Annotated in this window: 15 protein-coding genes and 1 pseudogene; 5 read left to right on the top strand and 11 right to left on the bottom strand. The window is 25.7% G+C overall.

The window, feature by feature from the left end:
- Positions 1–443: 443 nt before the first annotated feature.
- The 4 genes and pseudogenes from ACXX89_RS02040 to rplU form a co-directional block, all read right to left on the bottom strand.
- Positions 444–4,337 (bottom strand): annotated as a pseudogene (locus ACXX89_RS02040) (DNA-directed RNA polymerase subunit beta'); the annotation flags it as partial.
- Positions 4,337–8,002 carry a DNA-directed RNA polymerase subunit beta gene (gene rpoB / locus ACXX89_RS02035; protein ID WP_436359101.1) on the bottom strand — a complete coding sequence of 1,222 codons (3,666 nt, stop codon included), beginning with the start codon at positions 8,000–8,002 and terminating at the stop codon, positions 4,337–4,339. The pseudogene ACXX89_RS02040 and the gene rpoB, both read right to left, overlap by 1 nt.
- 131 nt (positions 8,003–8,133) lie before the next feature.
- Complete coding sequence (rpmA, locus tag ACXX89_RS02030) at positions 8,134–8,391, bottom strand: 50S ribosomal protein L27 (RefSeq protein WP_436359100.1); 258 nt, start codon at positions 8,389–8,391, stop codon at positions 8,134–8,136.
- A gap of 6 nt (positions 8,392–8,397) precedes the next feature.
- On the bottom strand, positions 8,398–8,697 hold the full coding sequence (rplU, locus tag ACXX89_RS02025; protein ID WP_436359099.1) for a 50S ribosomal protein L21: 300 nt from the start codon (positions 8,695–8,697) through the stop codon (positions 8,398–8,400).
- A 287-nt stretch (positions 8,698–8,984) separates the two neighbouring features.
- On the opposite strand from rplU, the gene rpsF reads away from it, so the two are divergent.
- From rpsF to ychF, 4 genes are read left to right on the top strand one after another with little or no spacing between them, the layout of a single operon-like run.
- On the top strand, positions 8,985–9,434 hold the full coding sequence (rpsF, locus tag ACXX89_RS02020) for a 30S ribosomal protein S6 (RefSeq protein WP_458557485.1): 450 nt from the start codon (positions 8,985–8,987) through the stop codon (positions 9,432–9,434).
- 14 nt (positions 9,435–9,448) lie between these two features.
- Positions 9,449–9,946: a single-stranded DNA-binding protein gene (locus tag ACXX89_RS02015; protein ID WP_436359097.1), complete on the top strand. Its 498-nt coding sequence runs from the start codon at positions 9,449–9,451 to the stop codon at positions 9,944–9,946.
- A gap of 16 nt (positions 9,947–9,962) precedes the next feature.
- Positions 9,963–10,208, top strand: a complete 246-nt coding sequence (gene rpsR, locus ACXX89_RS02010) for a 30S ribosomal protein S18 (protein ID WP_436359096.1) — start codon at positions 9,963–9,965, stop codon at positions 10,206–10,208.
- Between the two features lie 48 nt (positions 10,209–10,256).
- Entirely contained in the window at positions 10,257–11,360 is a 1,104-nt protein-coding gene (gene ychF / locus ACXX89_RS02005) for a redox-regulated ATPase YchF (RefSeq protein WP_436359095.1), read from the top strand.
- A gap of 30 nt (positions 11,361–11,390) precedes the next feature.
- Here ychF and ACXX89_RS02000 read toward each other — a convergent pair whose 3' ends face one another.
- From ACXX89_RS02000 to ACXX89_RS01975, 6 genes are all read right to left on the bottom strand, one after another.
- Entirely contained in the window at positions 11,391–12,470 is a 1,080-nt protein-coding gene (locus ACXX89_RS02000) for a hypothetical protein (RefSeq protein ID WP_436359094.1), read from the bottom strand.
- Positions 12,471–12,476: 6 nt separating this feature from the next.
- A complete protein-coding gene (locus tag ACXX89_RS01995) occupies positions 12,477–13,124 on the bottom strand; it encodes a LemA family protein (RefSeq protein ID WP_436359093.1) in 648 nt (215 codons plus the stop codon).
- Between the two features lie 158 nt (positions 13,125–13,282).
- The gene (gene yihA, locus ACXX89_RS01990; protein WP_436359092.1) at positions 13,283–13,840 is read right to left on the bottom strand and encodes a ribosome biogenesis GTP-binding protein YihA/YsxC; all 558 of its coding nucleotides are present in this window, start codon (positions 13,838–13,840) and stop codon (positions 13,283–13,285) included.
- Positions 13,841–14,269: a pantetheine-phosphate adenylyltransferase gene (coaD, locus tag ACXX89_RS01985; RefSeq protein ID WP_436359091.1), complete on the bottom strand. Its 429-nt coding sequence runs from the start codon at positions 14,267–14,269 to the stop codon at positions 13,841–13,843.
- Positions 14,262–15,467, bottom strand: coding sequence for an acetate/propionate family kinase (locus ACXX89_RS01980; protein ID WP_458557484.1), 1,206 nt, complete (start codon positions 15,465–15,467; stop codon positions 14,262–14,264). Before ACXX89_RS01980 ends, coaD begins: the two co-directional genes overlap by 8 nt.
- 1 nt (position 15,468) lies before the next feature.
- A complete protein-coding gene (locus ACXX89_RS01975) occupies positions 15,469–16,440 on the bottom strand; it encodes a phosphate acetyltransferase (protein ID WP_458557483.1) in 972 nt (323 codons plus the stop codon).
- Positions 16,441–16,641: 201 nt separating this feature from the next.
- On the opposite strand from ACXX89_RS01975, the gene ACXX89_RS01970 reads away from it, so the two are divergent.
- Positions 16,642–18,525, top strand: a complete 1,884-nt coding sequence (locus tag ACXX89_RS01970; protein WP_458557482.1) for a hypothetical protein — start codon at positions 16,642–16,644, stop codon at positions 18,523–18,525.
- Positions 18,526–18,548: 23 nt separating this feature from the next.
- Here the strand turns inward: ACXX89_RS01970 and ACXX89_RS01965 are convergent, their stop codons facing one another.
- Positions 18,549–21,656: a hypothetical protein gene (locus ACXX89_RS01965; RefSeq protein WP_458557481.1), complete on the bottom strand. Its 3,108-nt coding sequence runs from the start codon at positions 21,654–21,656 to the stop codon at positions 18,549–18,551.
- Positions 21,657–21,692 lie beyond the last annotated feature (36 nt).

The following is a 21,692-nucleotide window of genomic DNA, read 5'->3' as shown; positions in this document are numbered from 1 at the left end:
GTCCCATACTTTAAATTTTACTTTAAAGTGGTGCACTTGATCTTACAATTAAGCAAAAAACATTTTGTAATTAAACAAAATGTTATTTTATTGTAATTTTAGTCTTTAAAGTAATTAATTGGGTCTTGAATATCATATTTAGATTTTGCTTCATATTTAGAGTTTGTTCCTGCTGGAATTTTATGTCCTACAATAATATTTTCTTTTAATCCTTCTAATTTATCAATTTGTGAAGAAATTGAAGCGTGAACTAAAATTTTTGAAGTTTCTTGATATGAAGCGGCAGCTAAGAATGAATCAGATAATAGTGGAGTTTGTTTTGCTCCTTTAATTACAATTTGACCAAATGCAGGTTTTTTTCCTTGAGATAGTAATTCTCCATTAACTTCTTGATATTCAAAAATATCAACTAAAGATCCAACAAATAAGTTTGAATCTCCTGCATCAGTAATTAAAATTTTAGAAAGCATTTGACGAATAATAATTTCTATATATTTATCACTAATGGAAATTCCTTGCATTCTATATAGTCTTTGTACTTCTTTTAATAAATAATTTTGTACTTTACGAGCATCAGTGTAGTTTAGTAACTCTTTTAAAATAATAGGACCTTCTGTAATTTTTTGTCCTGGAGTAATAGAATCACCAACTTGTACTCTTAATTTTCTATTTACAGGGACATGGAATACTTTTTCTAATTCTTCACCATCTTTATTTATATAAGCAACTTTTACTAACTTATCATCTGTTTGATTTCTTTCTTTATCCATTAATTGATCAATAGATTTTACATAACCTTTAACTGGAGAAATTTGTGCTGGTTTTCCTCATGGACGTTCAAAAGCATCGATTAATTCAATCAATCTAGCAAAACCTCCTGTAATATCTTCAACCCCAGCAACCCCTCCTGTATGGAATGTACGCATTGTTAACTGTGTACCAGGTTCACCGATTGATTGAGCAGCAATAATCCCTACAGCTTCTCCGATTGCAACAATTCTATTGGTTGCAAGATCTTTTCCGTAACATTTTTTACATACACCATTTCTAGTGTGACAACTTAAAATAGAACGGATATCTACTTCTTTTATGTTAGCATCAATAATTTTTTGTGCAATTTCAGGAGTAATAAATTTATTATCTTCGATTATGATTTCGCCTGTTTCTGGGTGAATTACAGGTGAATTAGTATATCTTCCTTCAATTCTTTCGTATAAAGAAACAATTGTAGAATTGGTTTTAGTATCGATGATTTCTTTTACTAAAAACCCAAAGTCTGAACCACAATCTTTTTGAGTTACTACAATATTTTGTGCAACATCAACTAAACGACGAGTTAAGTAACCTGATTTAGCTGTGTTAAGAGCAGTATCGGTTCCCCCTTTTCTAGCACCGTGAGTTGAAGAATAAAATTCATAAGAAGTTAATCCTTCAAGGAAAGAACTTTTAACTGGAACTTCAACAGTAGAACGTACCACACGCTCATTTTCAGCATCGGCTTTTAATGTTTTAACGTTATTAGCCATCAATCCACGCATTCCAGCTAATTGAACGAAGTTAGAAATATTTCCCCTTGCTCCTGATTTCATCATCATAAAAATAGGGTTATTTGGTTCTTGTAAAGTTACTGTATTTAAGTCTTTTTGAATTTCATCTTTAATTTTGGTTCATTTTTCAATGGTTAAAATATATCTTTCATCATCGGTTAACATTCCCATTCTAAAGTATTTATTAAGTTTAGCAGTGTGTTCTTCACCTTGTTTAATAAATTCATCTTTTCTTGGAGCTAATTTAATATCTCCAATGGAAATTGAAGTACCTGAAAGCATTGAATATGTGAAACCTAAATCTTTAATTTTATCTAGAATTTCAGCAACTAAATTTGTATATTTAAATCAAATTTTTTCCAATAATTCTGCTTTTTCTTCTTTTTCTAACTCTCTATCAATGTTATTGTTTCTGTATTTAACTCTTTTATATATGTTTTCAAATTCTTCAATTGTAAATTTAGTTAAATTGGAAGCATGTTTGCTAGAAATTATTTCATTTTTGTAATCAATTAATTCTGAATAATATTGAAAAACATCTTTATAATTTTCATAATTTATTTTTTTAACAACAGAAGCTACATCTTCCATTGAAACCACGATATCAAAATTGTCATAAGTTTGTCTTATTATTTTAGCAATATGTTTTTTGTTTAGTGGTTCATTTAATGGTAATGCTTTAATAAATTCAGGAATGTTTCCATGTTTTTTAATAACATATTTTTCTAATTGTTTTTGTTGATCTGCATATAAATTATCTACATTTGTGTCAAAAACAAATGGGAAATTATCTGGAAAAGCATTGTTAAAAATAAATTTACCAACTGTAGAAACTACGTATCCTTGAACTGAAGTTTCTAAAGTTTTTTTAACTTTTTCAAAAGGTAAAGCAACTCTTGCGTGTAATGAAACAACACCAACTTCGTGAGCTCTCATCATTTCATCGTAATCTGCAAAATATCTTCCTTCTCCTTTTCTACCGCTTTCTTCTTGTTCTTCTTTAGTTAAATAGTATAAACCAAGAATCATATCTTGTGAAGGGTTAACAATAGGTTCACCATCTTTAGGTCCAAGAATGTTTTTATTTGCAAACATTAATTCTCTAGATTCTCTAATTGCTTCAGGAGAAATAGGAACGTGAACAGCCATTTGATCACCATCAAAGTCAGCATTGAACCCTGCTGTTACAAGCGGATGCAATTTAATAGCACGCCCTCTAACTAAAATCGGTTCAAAAGCTCTAATTGATAAACGGTGTAATGAAGGAGCACGGTTTAAAAGAACTAATTTTCCTTTAATAACTTCATCAACGTGTGGTCAAATGATTGGATTTAATTCTTCAATCATTTTTCTAGCACTTTTAATTGAAGAAGCTAATTCACGCTCAGTTAATCTTTTGATAATTCATGGTTCAAATAGTTTTGCAACCATTTCCCGTGGAATACCAACTTGGTTCATTTTTAGATTTGGACCAACAACGATAACACTACGCCCTGAATAATCAACCCTTTTTCCAAGTAAATTTTGTCTAAATCTCCCTTTTTTACCTGTTAAAGCGTCAGAAATAGATTTTAATGGTCTTCCATCTTTAGCCGAAACTGGAGAAGGACTTCTTCTTTGATTATCAATTAATGCATCTACAGCTTCTTGAATCATTCTTAATTCATTTTGAATTATCAAGATTGGAGCATCTTTTTCCATTCATCCTTTTAAACGGTTATTTCTAATAATAATACGACGATAAAGTTCGTTAATATCACTAGTTGAGTGTCTTCCACCATCTAATTGAATTAATGGTCTTAAATCAGCAGGAATAACTGGTAAATGTTTAATTAACATAGAAGTTGGTTTTTGTTGAGAGTTAATAAAAGAGTTAATAACTTGTAATCTTTTATACAATTTATCTCTTTCTTGAATTTTTGTTGATGTTTGTTTTTCAGGACTTAATTGCTGAATTTCATCAACTTGTTTTTTAACTTTATCTCTTTCTTCTTCAAGATTAATATTTTTTAATAAGTATTCAATAGCCGCTGAACCGGTAGAAATTTTAGCATCCGAATACTCTTCAATAATTTCATTTAATTCATAAAAATCAATTCCGTATTCTTTACCAATTTTGGAAGATGCAAGTTCAGTTAAATCTTTTAAAGCTTCTGATAATTCTTCATAAGCTTCAGTTCCTTCTTTATAACGGGAACGAATTTCAATTAATGCATCTCTATAAATAACTCCAGCTTCATTTAGTTCGATAATTTGATTTTTTGGTAATGCTTTGATGTCTCCAGATTCCAAAATAATGTGAGCTTTATAGTAAATTAAGGATTCTAATGATGATTTAGAAACTGCTTTATTTGAGTCTTCTGTTTTTATTCCAAGTAATTTAGAAATAATTGAGTGATCAATTCTGAAAAATCAAAAGTGCACAACTGGTGATTGTAACTCAATGTGTCCCATTCTTGATCTTCTAGAAATTTTTGGTAAAATTTCAGATTTTAATGCCTTACATTGATCTGTTGCAGAACAAAGAGTTCCTTCGTTGGATTTTTTATATTTTCTTCCACAAATTGAACATTTATAATCAATAATAGGTCCAAAAATTAACTCATCGAATAACCCTTCTCTTTCTGGTTTATATGTTTTATAATTAATGGTTTCTGGTTTAGTAACTTCACCATGTGATCATTCTAAAACATCTTCAGAAGTAGCAAGAGAAAGTGAAATTTTATCAATAGAATTTTCATCAATTGTTGCGTATTTTCTTGTAATTTTATTTGGTTCCTTCTTAATCATTAATAATCTCCTTCTTCTTCTTCAAAATTATTTTCATGAGTATCAATTTTTTCACTAATTAAATTATAATCATTAATAATTTCTGGTGAAAATTCGTCTTCAATACTAATGTTATTTTCTTCATAACTACTAAAATCTTGTTCAAATTCTTCGTCTTTTAGGTAGTTTTCTTTTTTGTGCACTTCTAATTTGATTCCAAGACCTCTTAATTCATAAGCTAAAACGTTAAATGATTCAGGCATTCCAGGTTTAGGAATTTTTCCTCCTGTTGCTAAAACATTATAAAGAATATTTCTTCCTTGAATGTTATCAGATTTATATGTTAATAATTCTTGTAAAACAGTAGATGCACCAAATGCTTCTAATGCTCAGGTTTCCATTTCTCCAAATCTTTGTCCACCATTTTGAGATTTACCTCCTAATGGTTGTTGAGTAATTAGTGAATATGGTCCAACACTACGAGCATTCATTTTGTCATCGACCATGTGTTGTAGTTTTAACATATACATAACACCAACTGATACTTCGTTGTCAAATGGTATTCCTGTAATTCCATCGTATAGTTTAAATTTACCAGAAGTAGGTAAGTTAGCTTCTTTTAAAACATTTGTTATGTCGTTATTTTTTACTCCGTCAAATACAGGAGAAACAAATTTAACATTAAGTTTTCTAGCAGCCATTCCAAGGTGTAATTCAAGTACTTGACCAATGTTCATACGTGAAGGAACCCCTTGTGGATTTAATAGAATATCGATTGGAGTTCCATCTTCTAAGTATGGCATATCCTCTACTGGTAATACAAGAGAAATAACCCCTTTGTTTCCGTGACGACCAGCCATTTTGTCCCCAACTTTTATTTTTCTTTTTTGAGCAATAAATACTTTAACAATTTTATCAATTCCGTCTTCTAGTGAATCCCCTTGTGCTCTTGAAAGAATTTGCACATCAATAACTGTACCAGCATCTCCGTGTTTTACTTTTAATGATGTATCTTTTTGATTTGAAGATTTATTACCAAAAATTGCATTCATTAATTTTTCTTCAGGAGTTGGATTATCTTCTCCTTTCGGACTGGTTCTACCAACAAGAATATCTCCTGTACTTACTTCAGAACCAACACGAACAATCCCGTTTTCATCTAAATGTCTTTTTGAACGTAAAGAAGCATTTGGAATATCTGTTGTTAGAATATCATCTCCTGCTTTTGATGCTCTAAATTGAATAGTTTGCTCTTCAATGTGAATAGAAGTAAAGACATCATCTTTAACTAATTTTTCACTTATAATAACAGCATCCTCGAAGTTGAATCCATGTCATGTAGAGAAGGCAACTAGCACATTTTTACCAAGAGCTAATTCTCCATTTTTAGTTGAAGGACCATCACAAATTAATTGTCCTGCTTCAACTTTATCCCCTACTTTTACTATTGGTTTTTGATTAATAACAGTTCCTTGATTGGATCTTTCAAAAATTCTTAAATTATAATCGATTATTTCGTTTATTTTGTCACTACTTTTTATTTTAATTTGTTGTGAATCGACAAAAACAACTTCTCCAGCTTTCTTTGCTTTTAAATTGGTTGCAGCATATCTTGCAACATCATATTCAGCACCAGTTCCAACTAGTGGAGTTTCAGATTCAATTAATGGTACTGCTTGTCTTTGCATGTTTGCGCCCATCAATGCACGGTTAGCATCATCGTTTTCTAAAAATGGAATGGTACTTGCAGCAATAGAAGTCATTTGTTTTGAAGCTACATCAATATAATCAACTTCTTCAGGTTTAACAATTAAATATTCGTGATCTTTTCTAACAGTAATTTTATCCCCTAAAATTTTGTTATTTTCATCAACATCAACAGAAGATTGAGCAAATTTAAAACCATATTCTTGCACTGCTGTTAATCAGTAAACTTTATCATAGTTAATGATTCCGTTTTCAACTCCATAATAAGGAGTTTGGATAAATCCGTAATCATCAACTTTCGAATAAGAAGCAAGGTTTAAAATAAGTCCAATGTTTTGTCCTTCAGGTGTTTCAATAGGACAAATTCTTCCGTAATGAGTTGCATGAACGTCACGAACTTCAAATTGAGCTGTATCTCTATTTAAACCTCCAGGTCCAAGAGATGTAACTCTTCTTTTGTTTGCAATTTCAGCAAGTGGATTAATTTGATCCATAAATTGTGATAATTTTGAAGAGTTAAAAAATGTTTTAAATTGGTTATAAATTGGTTTATTATTATGAATACTTTTAGGTGTAATTTTATCCATTTCTTTTGTAGATAGTTTTTCTTTTGCGTGTTTTTCTAGTTTAGTAAGTCCCACAATGAATTGGTTTTGTAATAATTCACCAACTCCAACTATTCTTTTATTAACAAGTGAGTCAGGATCATCTTCTTTTCCTAAATTATCAATTAAATTAAAGTAATATGAAATGGTTGCAATAATATCAGAAATTAATAAATGCATTTCTGTAGAAGTAGGATCGTTTGCAATAACTAAAATAGGATCTTTGCCATTTTCTAAAGATCTTTTGTTTGGTCATACTTTTACCATAATTACTTTTGTTCTTTTTTCTAAAGAAGGATTTATATCAAGTTGTTTTCCATAAACTTGAGAAGTAATATCTGGAATGTCTACTGTTTTTAAGATACCTTTATCAAATTGAGATTGAATTTCTAAAGCAAGTTTTGGAGTAATAAAAGTTTCTTTTTTGTAAAGAATTTCCCCTTTGTCATTTGTTAAATCTTCTGCTAAATAAGTTTCTAAAATTCTTTCAACTAAATTTAACTTTCTATTCAACATGTATCTACCAGTTTTAGATAAATTGTATCTTCTGTCATTAAATAAAGTTAAAGGAATTAAATTGAAAATAGCTTCATCGGTGATTCTATCTCCTTTTCTAATAATTCTATAAATTAACTCTAAATTATCTTTACTGGATTCGATTTTTTCTTTTTTAATTGACTCTTTTAAAACACTTGAATTACCAAATAGTTGTAACATTGTTTCTTTTTTCAAACCTAAACCATTTAAAAAAGTGGTTAAAGGAATGTTTTTATGTTTATCAATTCTAATTTTTACTGTATCAATTGAGTTACCTGTAACTCTGTGGAAAATTTCAATTCAAGATCCAAGTTGTGGAATAATTTCAACTTTGTTAAACAAGTCATCCGCTTGTTTATTACGAACGTTTTTACCAAAATATGCCCCAGCAGATCTAATCAACTGAGCAACAATAACTTTTTCAGAACCATTTATGATAAAAGTACCACCACTTGTCATTAAAGGAACTTCTCCATAAATAATATCTGTACTTTCGTCAATTTCTCCTGTTTCCACAGTATGTTTTCTTAAAGAACCAACTATTTTCCCTGTATAAGATGTTCCTTTTTGTTTTGCTTCTTTAATTGCTTGAAATTCATCTTTTGGAATTTCAACTCTTACTGAACCAGGTATGTATTGAATTTCAATTTTTCCATTTGCAGAAACAATAGGGTAAATTTTATTCAATGATTCATCTAAACCATCTGTTAAAAATCAGTTAAATGATTTTCTTTGTGTTTCAAGAAAATCAGGAGTTTCTAACGTATGTTTAGTTTTTGAATAATCTCTTCTTTCAGTTATTGGTCCAAATTTTCTAATTTTGAATTTTTTTTCCATTTTTCTTCCTTTTTTAATTAATTTTGTGTTATATTTAATAGTAATGATTATGGAATTATATCATAATTTACATTAAACAGAATAAAACAATAACTAGATGATTAAATCTAGTTATTTTTTAAGTTTTTTTTCTATTTTCTTTCTTCATAAACAGAAGCAACTTTTCTGTTTCTTTTTGTTTCGAATTTTACATATCCGTCAATTAGTGAGTATAATGTGTCATCGTTTCCACGTCCAACATTATTTCCAGGGAAGATTTTAGTTCCTCTTTGTCTGAAAATAATTGCTCCTGCAGTTGCGAATTGACCATCACTTAATTTAACACCAAGACGTCTACCTATCGAATCTCTACCGTTTCTAGTAGAACCACCAGCTTTGGTTTTTGCCATTTTAAATTATCCTTTCAATTCTGTTATTTTTACACGAGTATAAGGTTGACGATGACCTAATTTTCTTTTATGAGTTGATTTAGGGTTGTGACGATAAACAACGATTTTTTTAGCTTTTCCTTGTTTTTCAATTACACCTTCAACAACTGCACCTTTAACAAAAGGTGTTCCAACTTTTTTATCAAGAACAAGAACTTCGTTAAAAGAAACTTTGTCTCCTTCGTTTCCATCAATTTTTTCAATAAAAATTGTATCTCCTGATTTAACAATAAGTTGTTTTCCACCAGTTTTGATTATTGCAAACATGCTTCCTCCTCATATGGCTCATCTTTGAGGTTCATTTTATAAATGATTGGACTTTTTAGTCACTACCTTTTTAGAATGGTTACACAAGTAACTATTTAATTATAACACTTTTTAATTAATATATAATAAAAAAATGTATTATATTTTGTATAAGAAAATATGTTTAAGTAAAATCTTTTTACAAATTTAATAGATAATTAAGCAAAATATTATATAATTCAAAAGAGTATTTCTAATATATACTCCTTGATCTTGAAAAAAGATCCTGATGACCGAAAGGAGCCAAAATGGCAAAATACGAAATTATGCTAATTTTAGCACCAACAGAAGATGTTGCATTAGCAGAAAAAATTGCAAAAGAAGTTTTTTCAAATGGTGTTAAAAGTGTAGAAAAATTAGATAGAACTGAGTTAGCTTATCCAATCAATAAATCTAAAACAGGAATTTTTGTTTTAATGAATGTAGAATCAGAAGAAAGCAAAATTGCTGAATTTGTTAGAAAAACAAACATTCAAAAAACAATTTGAAGAAGTCTTGTTGTTAACTTAGACACAGAAAAAGGTTTAAATAGAAAAGTAAAACCTAAAAAACGTAAACTTTCATTCTTTAAAAATCAACAAAACTCAAAAGAAAATTCTAATTCTGAAAATTCAGAACAAAATAAAGAAACAAAAGCTGAAGAAAAAAAAGTTGTTAAAAGAACAAGAGTTACAAAAAAAACTGAAAATAAAGAATAATAAGGGAGTTTGCAATGAATAAAGTTATATTAATAGGAAGAATAGCGAATAATTTAGAATTAAATAAAACTAAATCTAATATTAGTTATTTAAGATTAACAGTTGCTGTATCAAGAAGATATTCAACTAATGATGGCAATGAAATTACTGATTTTATACCTGTTGTAGTTTGAAGAAATAGTGCTGAATTTTTAGCAAGAAATGCATCAAAAGGTTCTAGAATCCTTGTGGAAGGTTCCTTTGCTACAAATAGTTTTGTTAATAATCAAGGACAAAACGTTACTTCAAATGAAGTTTCTGCTGAAAATGTAACTTTATTAGAAAGCAAGCAAGAAAGCGAAAATAGAAGAAAAAATATTAATAATAACCCTTCTGTTTCAGCAACAAATCCTGCAGAACCAACATTTTCAACTGTAAATAATTCAGAATATTCATCAAAAAATAATGTAGAAAAAACTACTTTAAATGATGATGAAGAAGAAACAGATTGAGATGTTGAAAGTTTTTTATAATTAACTAAGGAGAAAAATGATTAATCGTAAAGTAAAAAAACAATTCAAAAAAAGACCTTGTAATTTTTGTTTAGAATCAATGCAATATATTGATTACAAAAACACAGAATTACTTAAAAAATATATTAGTAGTCATGGAAAAATTCATCCTTCAAGATTAACTGGTACATGTTCTAGACATCAAAGATTATTATCTACAGCTATCAAAAGAGCAAGAATTATTGCATTATTACCATTCGTATCTGAAAGAATTAGAAAATAATATAAAAATCTTTAGAGCAATACTCTAAAGATTTTTTAAAGGAGAAATATGTCATTAAAAGCCGGAATAGTTGGATTACCTAACGTAGGAAAATCCACTTTGTTTTCTGCATTAACAAAAGTGCAAGCTGAATCAGCAAATTATGCTTTTACAACTATTGAACCAAATATTTCAATAGTTGAATTAAAAGATAAAAGATTAAACGAAATTGCAAAATTTGTTAATCCTGAAAGAATCTTGCCAACAACCTTTACTTTCGTTGATATAGCAGGGTTAGTATCAGGAGCTTCTAAAGGAGAAGGTCTTGGTAATAAATTTTTATCTAATATAAGAGAAGTAGATGCAATTATTCAAGTTGTTCGTTGCTTTGAAAACAAAGATATTTTACATGTTGCAAATGAAATAAATCCTAAAAACGATGTGGAAGTAATTAATTTAGAATTATTACTTGCTGATATGCAAGTAATTGAAAATGTAATTAAAAGGGTAGAAAAGAAAGCACTCAATAGTAGTGATAAAGATGTAAAGGCGGAATATCAAGTTGCTTTAAAACTCAAAAAAGCATTTGATAATAATATTCCAGCAAGAAACGTTAATTTATCAGAAGAAGAATTAAAAATTGTCAAAGGTTACCAGTTATTAACATTAAAACCTATATTATATGTTGGAAATATCTCTCAAGAAGATATAGAAAATCCTTTGAATAATAAGCATTTTTATAATCTTAAAACTCTTGTTGATTCTTACAATAATTTATTACTTCCTATTTCTATCCAATTAGAATATGAAATTAGTTTATTAAATGACGAAGATAAACAAATATTTCTAGATGAATATAAACTAGAATATTCAGGACTTGAAATTTTAACAAGAGAAGCATTTAAGCTTTTAAATTTAGCAACTTATTTTACAGCAGGTGTTAAAGAAGTTAGGGCTTGAACTTTCACCAAAGGAATGTTTGCACCACAATGTGCAGGAATTATTCATAGCGATTTTGAAAAAAAATTCATAAAAGCAGAAATAATTAGTTATAGTGATTATATTGATAATGGTGGTGAAAAAAACGCTAAAGAACAAGGAAAAATGCGTCTAGAAGGAAAAAATTACGAAATGCAAGATGGCGATATTTGTTTATTTAAATTTGGAAAATAAAAAATGAGATACTTAAATCTCATTTTTTTATTATTGTAAATAAAGTGTAGTATTATTAATCAATGAAATTAGATAATATAGAGAATAAACATCAACTAATATATCATTATAAACTTTATTTAAAATTTTAACTTTATCAGATGATTTTGGAAAATCTAGTTCCATAAAACCAAAACTACAATTATAAGTATAATAAATTCTAGATCCTGATGATAATAAATGTAATCCTGTAATTTGAACACCGTTTTTATCATGATATCTCTTTAGTGATAGTTCCATTGCAAGAGGTGTATACATTTGTCTTATTTTTAATTCGTTATTTGAACGTGGAGAAAATGTTTTAACAAAATCTTTATTTTCTAATTTCTCTATGTTTTTTTTACTAAAAAAAGATGATCTAAATAATTCAAAGGCAAAACCTTTATCACCAAGCACTGTTGTATCGATTTGCATAATACCGTTATCTACGTATGTAACTCTATCGTTATCCCCTTTTTTCTTAGCATAATCAATACATTTTCATTTTAAGTTTAAAAAAACAACAGGATATTTTTGATTAATTAAAACTCTTTTAATTGATGTTTTGCTTTCTAAAACAACTTTATCATAGCTTCTTGCTAAATCACTTTGAACTTCTTCAATGTGTCTTTTATCTAAACTAAAATTATTACTTTCGTCAATTTCTTTATTTATTTTATAATCATAGGTTTCATCTAAAACTTTAATGCTTTCTTTATAAATAGAAGGAACATTGAGGTTTTTTTGAATTTCAAGTTGAAGCATCAAAATTAAATTTTTCTTTTTCTTCATAAATATTGAAGCTACCAAAGAACTTATTAAACCTAAAACAAAGAAAACTAATGCAGCTACTGTTAAAGAAACATTTTTTTGAAGTAATCAAATAACAACAAATAAAATAGATAATCCAAGTAAAACTAGTGTTGTGATTATAAAAATAGAAAAAATTAAATGTGCTTTTTTTATTTTTTCTTGTAAATCTTTTGTCTTATCAAAAGTTTCATCTATTGTATTTTTAATAAATGGATAAATTGTTTCTTTTGAAATATGTTGAAACTCTGAAAATGTTTTATAATTGTCTATTGTTTTCATCTAATTTTATAAATCTTTCATAGAAACATCTTGTCTTTGTTGTGCGCTTGCTTGGAATAATGGATAAGTTTCTAAGTGTAATGAACTTGATATAACTGTTGCTGGGAAAACTAAAATAGAAGTGTTAAATGTGTTAACTTTACTATTATATAGTCTTCTTGCTGCAGCTATTTCTCTTTCTAAATAACTTGTTTGTTCCATTAATTCACCATAAAGTGCTGATGTTTTTAAATCTGGATAGTTTTCTGAAACAGCAATCAATCTACCTAAAACTGAATTAGTTAAACCTTCTACTTGAGAAGCATTATCAATACTTTTAGTCATATTTCTTAATTTAGTTACATCAGTAAGAATAGATTGTTCAAAATTTTTGTGTGATTTAACTTGATCTACTAATTTTATTAATGTATCACTACGTTTAGCTAATTGAGTTTCGATTGTACCAGCTGCCTCATTGATTTCATTTTGTTGTCTTAAAAATCCATTTCTTTTAACTAAGAAATAAATTGGTGCAAAAAATAGAAGTAATGTTCCAAAAACTCAGAAAAATACTTTTGCCGCTACTGAACAAACAGGTTTTTTTGCACTATTATCAACTGTAGGTTCAAATCCTTTTGGTTCATTGTTATTATTTGGATTAAATAAATTTGCCATAATTTTCCTTTCTTTTTTTTATATTTATATTATTAAATTATGTTTAACTTTATATAAATTAAATCAGTAGTAAAATTTGTTTTGATATTCAACTAAGATGATTTTTTATGAACAAATAATCCTACTAATAAAATTATATCAATTAAATAGATTTTATTTTACATTAAAATTTCATCCATTTTTTGAATTAATAAATTTAAATTTTTCTTTTTTGTTGAAGAAACAAAAAAACATTCATATTTATTTAATAATTCGATTTCTTTTTTGACTTTATATAATTGTGACTGGTTTAATTTGTCTATTTTAGTTGCAACTAAAATAATTTTTTTATTTAAAAATTCTAAAAATTCTAACATACTTTTGTCATTATCAGTTAATCCAATTCTAGAATCAAAAAGTAAAAAAGTAGTATCTAAATTTTCCCTAAAAGTAAAATATTCTTCAATCATATTGAACATTTTTTCAGAAAGAGATTTTGACATTTTAGCATATCCATAACCAGGTAAATCCACGATTATTTTTTGGTCGTTGTTTTCAAAAAAATTAATTAATTGTGTTCTACCGGGAGTATTTGAAGTTTTTGCTATTTTTGTGTTTGCAAGAGCGTTTATTAAAGAAGATTTACCAACATTAGATCTACCTATAAAACAAATTTCTTTTCCTTTATGAAAATATCAATTTTCTTTTTTTGAAGAAGATACTATAAATTTTCACATCTAAAATCCTTTATCATAAATTTTTTTATGTCTTTCTAATGTTGAACTTATTTCTCGGTTTTTTTCATCTGGAAAAAATAAAATTGTTTCTAATTCGCTGTAAATTTCTTTATTTCCATATGCAAGTTCTAATTCATAACTAAAGTCTATATCATTTCTTGCTGCTCTTATTAAAAATTTAACATCTAGTTTTTTTGCAAATTCTGCAGTCAACTCTTTATCGTTAATCAATATTTCTACATTTTTAAGTTTATCTATTTTTTGCTGAACTATTGATTTTTTTTCTTGAAATGAACTTATTTGCTTTTTATCTGGATTTCTAGTTATTACAACATATATAAAATCAAATACTTTTAAAGCTTTTTGTAAAATATTTAAATGCCCTTCGTGAAAAGGATCAAAACTACCTGCAAATATTGCTTTATTCATATAATTTTAATGCGTCTTGTGCAATAAGTAATTCTTCATTAGTTCTTATTACATAAACAGGAATGTCGGATTTAGAAGAAGAAATTAATGTATAATCTTTAATTTCTGAAGGTGAAACATTATTTTTATCTTTATCCAGTTCAATATTTAAATTTGGTAAGGTTAATTTTTCAATAACTAATTCTCTAATAAAACTAGAATTTTCACCAATTCCTGCTGTAAAAACTAATGCATCTATTTTTTTACCAACTTTATTAATGTAGTTAACTAAATAATCTACAATTTTTTGAATATATAAATTTAAAGTAAAAATTACATTTTGATCATTTTCTTTGTATCTTTGAACCAAATCTCTCATATCAGATGAAATACCAGAAACACCTAATAATCCAGATTGTTTATTTAATAAATTGGTAAATTCTTTTAAAGAAATATTAGCAGCTTCGGTTGCATATTCATGAATCGCCGGATCTATATCTCCACTTCTTGTTCCCATCATTATGCCCGCTAATGGAGTAAATCCCATAGATGTATCAAATGATTTAGAATCTTTAATAGCACATAAAGATGCTCCATTTCCTATATGTAAATTAACAAAATTTATTTTTTCTTTATTTAAAATTTTTTCTAATTTTAATGTAATAAATTTATGACTAATTCCATGCATTCCATATTTTTTAATGCCGTATTTTTCTGCAAATTCTTTATTAATCCCGTATTTTGAATTAATATCAGGAATAGAAGTATGGAAGGCTGTGTCAAAACTAGCACTCATTTTAGCATTAGGTAAAACTTCTTGCATAGCTTTAATTGCTTGGATTGCTCCAGGATTATGTAATGGAGCAAATTTTGAACATTCATCTATTAATTCAATTGCTTCTTTTGTTAATTTTGTAGAATCTTTAAAATATTCACCACCATGAACTACTCTAAATCCGATTAACTCAATTTCATCTAAATAATTAATAATTTTATTTTCTTGTCATAAATCAAGTGTTTTATTTGCTGCTTCTTTATGATTTTGCATTTCAACTTCTTTTTTAATACCATTATCACCAAATGACATTTTAATAAAAGAATTAGCTATCCCAACTCTTTCTGCGATTCCTGAAGCTATAACTTTAAAATCTTCTTTATTAAATAATGATCATTTCATTGATGAAGAACCAGCATTTATTACTAATATTTTTTTATTCATATTATTTTTCCTCTTTAAAAGTCTGTAATGTTGTAATTAAAACTGTGTTATAAACGTCTTCTACAGTTGATCCTCTAGATAAATCATTTACAGGTTCTGCAATACCTGTAATAACTGGACCAATTGCTCCATAATTTCCAAGTCTTTGTGCTATTTTATATCCTATATTTCCTGCATCTAAATTAGGGAATATAAACACATTAGTTTGTCCATCATATGACTCTTTTTTATATTTAGCTTTTCTTACGTTTTCGCTAATAGCAGCATCGAATTGAATTTCACCAATAGCTTTAACATCACTACTTAATTCATTAAATTTAATAGTTGCTTCTGAGCTTAATTTAGATTCATCACTAACAGCTGAACCATCTGTTGAAAAAGAAAGGAAAGCAATTTTTGGTTCTATTCCTAAATTTTTTGCAAATTCTTTTGCATTTAAACCAATTTCAGCCAACTGATCTGAATTTGGTTTTATATTTACAGATATATCTGAAAAAATAAATTTTTCATTTTCCTTATGCATTATCATAGCAGATGAAATAGTTTTTATTCCTTTTTTAGGACCAATCACTTTAAAACCAGCTCTTAAAATATCGGCTGTTGTGTAATTTAAACCACCAACTACACCATCTACTTCTTTGTTTTTTAACATCATCATTCCATAAAAAGGATTGCTTTCTAAACTTTTTTGAGCAGATTCCATTGTTTCTTTTCCATTTCTTGCTTCAAAAAATAATTTTGCGTATTTTTCCTTTTTAGAAGAACTAATTACTTCTTGTTGAATTTTAGAAGAAACATTTTTATTTTCTTTATTTACAAGTAAAATAACATTTACTAAATCAGTATTAACTAATTTTTCCGCCGCATCAATAGCTCTTTGATCTTCTCCATCTATTAGTAAAATGGTTTTTTTTGATTTTAATTCTTTGTTTTTTATATCAATTTTATTTTCTAATTCTTTTTGAAAAAACATTTTTTCTCCTTATTTATTTAATAATAAAAATTATAATACTTTTTTAAAAAACTATTTCTTTATTATTGAAAATAAATTCAATAAAAGAATTATTTTCGTTTTTTTATAGAAATTAATAAAAAATAAAGAAAGTTATTTTATTTTTTTGTATTAGTTTTATAATTTATAAATAGTAATTTTTAAATAATCAAAAGGAGAAAAATGTTTAAAAATAAAAAAGAAACAAAAAAAGCATTATTTATAGCTTTACCAATTGTTGCAATCGGAATTCCTGTTGCTGTAGGAACAACTGCTATTGTTTTAAAACATAAAAATAATCAAAAGATTGATATTAAAAAAAATGAAGCAACTAATTTTAGTATTTCTAAAAACACCAATGGATGACAAATTTTTCTAAAAACTAAAGATAATCAACCTACAAACAATTCAGCCAAAGAAATTGAATTTACTAATGAACAAAACGAAAGCATTACTTTTAAAGCATCTTGAAAAAAAATTAACAATGATAATTTTTGAGTTATAGATATAAATGATTTATCTATTCCAAAAAAAGGTAGTTATTCCATTCAGATACCAAGCGACATTACACTTGTTGAAAAAACAGAAAATATAAAAATTAATTTTCCTTTTTTTGAAATCAAAAATACGGAAAAAACTGGGGAATTAGAAATTTTCTTTACCAATATTTTAAACAGTAATTCTATAACTTATACTTTAGAAAATATCGAAAATACAAATATAAACAAAACAAAAAACATAACTATATTAAATAATTCATTTAAAATAGATATACCTAATGATTTAGAAAAAGGAAGATACTTACTTAAAAAATTATATTTTAATCCCACTGATAATTTAATTGATAATCATTTTTTAGAAATAAATAAAGAAAAATTAACTATTTCAAATTTAAATTTTGGACAAATCATTAAAAATAAACTGATTATAAATTTAGAAACTTTAAATAAAAATATAAAAAATCCAAATAATTTTAATAATTTTTCTTTAATTTTTGAAAATAGAAATAATGAAATTAAAAAAATATTAGGAACAATTGAAGAAAAAAATCTTTCTTTTGATTTAAATCAATTAAGTGATAAATATGTTTGAAATATTTTACAATTAGAAATTGCAAATTCTTCAAATGAACAAAATAAAATTATTGCCAATTATAAAGATTTTAGTGAAACTATAAAAAATTATTATAAAGCGAAAAATAAAGAAGTTTCGTTTGAAAATTCTTTTGTAACAAATAAAAGTTCTTTACTTTTTATAAATGATCCAAATAATTGAATAGATTTAAGTTCTCAAAATTTTAAAATTAAACATTATAATAAAAATAAAGAATTGTTAGAAGAAGTTAATAATTTCAACGTTGTAGATTTAAATAAAAAAGCAGTATTATTTCAATTTAAAAATTCTTTTCAAACAGAAGATTTTATTGAAGTTGAATATTCCAATACTGAAATTAATTTAAATAAAAATAAGTTTATTTTTAATAAAAATACAATAGAAACAAACAATCTTATTACTGTTCAAAAAGAAGAAAATAAATTAAACATTTTACTAAAAAATAATTTAGAAACTACAAATAATTCAGAAATAAAAGCAAATTTTGTTGTAATAGATGAAAACAATCATATTACTACAAATGAAGAAAAAATATTACACTTAATAGATAAAAACAAACTAGAAATTATGCTAAATGATTCTTTCTTTGAAGCTAATAAAACATATTATTTATCTTCAATAGAATTTATTAATAATGCTTCCCATATGCTTATTCCTTTCGATAATAATAAAATCACTAAAATTTCAACATTCGAAAATAATATAACAAATCTTAATATTTTAAAAAGAGAAACTATAAATAATACAACTTATTTACATTTTGAACTACCAAATAATTATCTAAATAACGAGTTAAATCACCTATTTTCAATAGTAAAAAACGATAAAGAATATAAAGGATATACAGATTTAAACACACTAACTTTCTATATAAATGATAATTTACCAGAAAATTTATCCGGTTCTATAATTAAAGATCTAAACTCTGGAAGAATATTTAAAATTAATAAATAAAAAAACTCAATTTAGTTGAGTTTTTATCTTTTTAAGAATAATATATCAATAAAATTATTACCTATATTATTATTTTCGTTGTTTTGAATAGTTCTATTAAAGGAATGAGATTTTAAAACAACTTTTAATTTAAGAAAATTATTTTCTCCAATAGTTTCTTTGCTTGCTGTTTCTACTTGAATATTATAAAAATCTTTTGAAATTGGAGAATTAAATGAATTTTTAACTAAATCAGTTATACTAGATAACAATTTACTTATTTTGGTATACTCTAAAATTTTATTTCATCTTTCTTCTTTACTGGAAATTTGATTAATTTCAGCAATTAAATTATCTAAATCAACAGATTCAGGATTTTTAAATCCATAATAACTATTAAATTCATCTCATTTTTCTGTTGAAAATTTTTCAATTTTTTCTTTAAAGTTTAAATAAAGACTTTGTGATGTATTATCAAAGTTGAATCCACCTACTAACATAGGACCATAAATTTTCTTATATTTAGATTCTGGGTTATTTTCGTTTAAATTATCGAATCAAAAACCTATTTTATATTCCATAAAGCCTTGCATTGCATATGCAGAAGTTATATGTGGATCATATAAATTTTTTTGATCTCTAAATTTGATGAAAAATATTTTTAGTTTTGAACTATCATAACTTTTTAACGATTCATCAATATTTAAAAAATCATTTAATTTTTCATCTTTTATTTCAACTCAAGTAGTTGGATTTCCAAATGAATAATGTAAATCGTTAGTTTCTACTTCAGTAAATGTTTTGTCAAAATCTAAAGTAGATTTAGTTAAACCTTTATTTGATATTGAAATTAATTTTTCAAAATAACTATTACTTTGATTAAAATGTTCAAAGAAATTAACATTATATAAATTGTTAATTGTAATTTTTTTAGAAATTGAATAATTTGATCCAGATTTTAATTTGATATTTAATTTTAAAATACCGTTTCTTTCATCAATTTCTGTTTCAGAAGACGATTTATTTACTTCTATTTCTATTGAATCATCAAAATTTCTAATCTTATTAATGTCAGTTATCTTTATAAAATCAGATGTTGAATTTAAAGATTTTAGTGCTCCAGAAGCTCAGTATTTTTTTGTTAAATTTAAAGAAGAAATATTATTAATTATTTCATTTAATTCTATTTCTGTTTTTGGTGTAGATGTCTTTGATTTTGTAAATGAATTTTCAAAATTAAAATCTTGAGTGCCAAAACTTAATTTTTTAATTTTATAATTAACATTGTTTTTTAAATAAGTGCTAAATATATAATTATTTTTATCTTTATAAAGGAATTTTGGTTCAATAATTTGAGTTTGATTATTAATATCAAAAATTTCAAGTCTTGGTTTTAATAAAGAAAATTGATCTAATAATTCACTATTATTAAAATTTACAGAAATATCAGATATAAAGGAATTTTCTTTATTTTCGGTAATATTTACAGAATTTATTAGTGCATTTTCTTCTCTATTTTTATCATTATTAAATTTAAGGACTCCTTTATGTAAATAATCTAATTGAATTTCTTTATTATTTACAAAAACTTTAGTTAAAGAAATTTTTCCATAATAATTATAATTTGGAATATTTGCTTCTCATTTATCATTGACTTTAGTTGCATTTATTTTTCAATAACCACCAAAATTAGATATAAATTCCAATTTGACATCATTCAAATTACTTTGATCAATATCAACAAGTTCTAATTCTGTTTTAACTTTCAAGTTATTATTAGATTCTAAATTAAACTCAGTATTTTTGAATTTACTAAAACTTCTTTTAGAACTAAATTCTTTATTTATTCCGTCTTTTGGTAAAATAGAAATTCTCGGTTCAATAACGGAAACTAAACCACTCCTATCAATTTTAAAATCCACTATTTCTAAGTTGGCGTTTGAAGGAATTTCAAATCCATCTTCATAGTCAAAAGTTGATGAATCACTTGTTGTACTAATTGTGATAGGAATATTTTTTAATCCTTCATTTTCTGTTTTTCTAATCGAAATATCTACCGTAAATTCTGTGTCTGAATTTGTTTTATCTTTTAATGTTAATTTTCCAATATATTCACTTTCTGTAAATTCAAATAGTTTTTCCACATTGTTAAAAGAAAGTAATAAACGATTTGGATTTGTTTCATCAATGTGATAACTTATACTATCATAAGATATTTTTTGAGAATACTCTTTTGTTTGAAAGATGAAATCACTTGTATTTTCGGAATTTTCTCAATTATTTCCTATTTTTTGTGCTGAATTTAAACTAGTTAGTGGTTTATTGTTTAAAGTAATATTATTAATTAAATAGTTTTCACTAAACTCTAAATTTGATAAATCAAAAATAACTGAATCGGAATTTTCAATATATTCTTGAGAGTTAAAAAATTGTTTATCCTTAATTTTTCCAGATATTTCAATTTGAAAATCTTTATTTTTTACATTTTTTAATAAATGTTTAGAAAAATTTACTTTAAGTTTTACAAATTCATCTGTTTTTTCTAAAATTTCTAAAGATGAAATTACAAAGTCATCATTTTCATTTGAATCAGGAATTTCAGGTTCTTGTTTATCATTTGGATCTTGAACATTATTTATGGTACCATTATTTGGATTCTCGATTACATCTTTTTCCCCAGGATTTTCTGGTTTAGGTGTATCAGGGTCTGTTTTAGGAACTTCAGGGTCTTTTTTTTCTTCACTAAATATAATTTCTCTTTCTGTATCAGAATATCTTTTTAATGAAATATTTTCTTTATTTATAAAGAGTTTATCGATAAATAACGAAGATTTATCTTGCAAAATTGAAGGAATTAAAACTTCAATTTTGCTATTCAAATAAGTAAACTCTTTTGAAACATAAGTTTTAGAATCTGTTTGCTTTTCTTTTAAAGTTAATTCAATATCTTTAATTGATTCTTTAAAAGAATTAGGAAGAAATATAAAAACTTTATCTTTTGTTCTGCTAAATTTAATTTTTTCCTTTAAAAATATACTTTCTTTATTTTTGTTTTTATTAAGGACTATTGCTAAAGTTGCGCCAATAGAAGATGCCGCAATAGTACCAAGCACTATTGATGATAATATAATTTTTTTAGTTTTGTTTTTCATATTTAAATTATAAATATTTTTTTATTTTTACAAAAA

It is taken from the genome of Mycoplasma sp. 1012, from assembly GCF_054343455.1.
The sequence above is the reverse complement of the archived record's forward strand: the minus strand, read 5'-3'. Positions and strand labels throughout refer to the sequence as shown.